Here is a 2,235-nt window from a genome sequence, read left to right as displayed (position 1 = left end):
GTCGTGATCTGCGTGACGCCCTCGCCCCGCACCCAGTTTTCACCCCGCTGCTCGTAGCTCCACGCGCTTTTTGCGATCTTCGCGACCTCGGCGTCGCTCAGAGGCGGTTCACACCGACGACGGTTTTCATCGGCCAAGTCGTGGATCAGCGCGGCCAGGTCGCGGCAAACAATCGCGTGAGCCAGGGCCCAGCGAAAGCAGAAGGCGTTGCGTTGGCCAGCGGGCACAGCGGCTACGGGCTGCCCGAGCAACGCAGCCTTGCTCAGATTTCGATCCAGAACCGGTCGAAGGAGCGCGTCTTCACCGCGATCCAGGAAGGCGGCTCCATGCATCGACATTGCTACGAGCGAACCCGCTCGCTCCGGCGCACCTCGAAGGAAGCGGTAGCCGCGGCCGTTATCCTGGCGCAGCGTGGGCGGCATTACGACAAAGCCGCCAGCGCCTTTCAGGTCACCGGACAGGCCGAGACTTCGAAGATTGCGGCATCCCTCTCCACGGTACTTGTACCAGAGATGTGTACCGCCAGATGGCGTCTCGATTTCAACCTGTGTCGCCCCGAAGATCGCCAGAGCCTCATCAACTTGCTCAGAGTCGTCGATATCAACAACAGTGATGGGGTGCTTCYCTGAACCGCCCCGGGAATTCCGGAGGCTGTTTGGTATGAGTCACGCCGCCAGGAGCAGGTTCCCCTGTGCGGCGTAGTAGAGTGCTTCGGCCTCGGCCGGCGGGATATTGCCGATGGGCTCCAGCAGCCGCCGATTGTTGAACCAGTCCACCCATTCGAGGGTGGCGAATTCCACGGTCTCGAGCGAGCGCCATGGGCCGCGCCGGTGAATGACCTCGGCCTTGTAGAGGCCGTTGATGCTCTCGGCCAAGGCATTGTCGTAGCTGTCGCCGACGCTGCCGACGGAGGGCTCGATGCCCGCCTGAGCCAGGCGCTCGGTGTAGTGGATGGAAACGTACTGGCTGCCCCTGTCGCTGTGATGCACCAAGCCGCCGCGATGCAGCGGGCGCCGCTCGTGCAGGGCCTGTTCCAGCGCGTCCAGCACGAAGCCTGTATGCGCGGTCCGCGAYRCGCGCCAKCCGACRATCCGCCGCGCATAGGCATCGATGATGAAGGCGACGTAGGCGAACCCTGACCAGGTCGCGACRTAGGTGAAGTCGGAGACCCACAGCGCGTTCGGRCGCGGTGCCTTGAACTGCCGGTTGACGTGGTCCAGCGGGCAAGGTGCGGCCTTGTCGCTAATCGTGGTCCTGACCGGCTTGCCGCGGATCACGCCCTGCAAGCCCATGCTGCGCATCAAGCGCGTGACGGTGCAGCGCGCCAGGTCATGGCCCTCGCGTTTCAGCTGCCGCCAGACCTTGCGCACGCCGTAGACGCGGAAATTCTCCTCGAACACGCGCTCGATCTCGGGCATCAGCGCGGCATCGCGCCTGGCCCGGGCCGGCAGCTTAGCCGGATCACGCCCCCGCGCCGCTTGCGCGCGATAGGTTGACGGGGCGATCGGCAGAACCTTGCAGATCGGCTCGACCCCGTGCGCCCCGCGATGATCATCGATGAAGGCGATCATGGCTTGAACCGGCGGTCGAGCTCCGCCTGGGCAAAATACGCCGACGCCTTGCGCAGGATCTCGTTGGCCTGCCGAAGCTCGCGGTTCTCGCGTTCCAGGGCTTTGAGCCGGGTCGCCATCTCCGTCGTCGGCCCAGGACGGCGGCCGGTGTCGCGCTCTGCCTGTTTCACCCACTCGTTCAGCGTCTGGCCCGTGCAGCCGATCTTGGTCGCGATCGAGAGGACCGTCGCCCAGCGCGACGGGTGCTGCACTTCATGCTCCAGCACCATCCGCACCGCCCGCTCGCGAACCTCAGGCGAGAACTTGTTCGTCGTCTTGCTCGTCATCGCTCCAGCCTCTCAGGAGTTGGAGCCTCCGACAAACCCGGAGCGGTTCACTTTGCTTAGCGCCAACAGATCTTCAGCAAAGGCAGCGTGGCCGCGGCCTGTTCACCAGGCCAACGCTCTCGGGTTCCGAGAAACTAGCGGCGGCTGTGATGCCTGACGGTCGCAGCCTTTGCTCAATACTTATGCGCGGTCGCAGGATCGCTGGGTCGGGGTCAGGTAACGGCTGCGAAGGCCTCTACGAGCTTTGTGGGACCGCATACAATCAGCAGGTCGCCCTGGACAATCCTCGTTTCGGGCTGTGCGTAAGTGAAGTCAGCCTTGGGGCGCTTCACCCCGAC

2 protein-coding genes and 1 other annotated feature are annotated in these 2,235 nt (G+C 64.6%); both genes read right to left on the bottom strand.

Annotated elements, in window-relative coordinates; all coding sequences use genetic code 11:
• Positions 1-563, bottom strand: a 563-nt coding sequence (locus AC1DWF_RS31615; protein ID WP_476842523.1) for a primase C-terminal domain-containing protein, incomplete at its 3' end; no start/stop codon positions are given.
• Between the two features lie 102 nt (positions 564-665).
• A protein-coding gene (locus tag AC1DWF_RS31610; protein WP_476842522.1) for an IS3 family transposase occupies positions 666-1,897 on the bottom strand; the annotation gives its coding sequence in 2 pieces (ribosomal slippage) (positions 666-1,606 and positions 1,606-1,897; 1,233 coding nt in all).
• Positions 1,497-1,613: a sequence feature (AL1L pseudoknot), on the bottom strand. Its footprint overlaps the gene before it by 117 nt.
• Positions 1,898-2,235 lie beyond the last annotated feature (338 nt).

It is taken from the genome of Aminobacter sp. P4_D5, from assembly GCF_056401815.1.
Note: the sequence above shows the minus strand (reverse complement) of the source record. Positions and strands in the feature narration are given on the sequence as shown.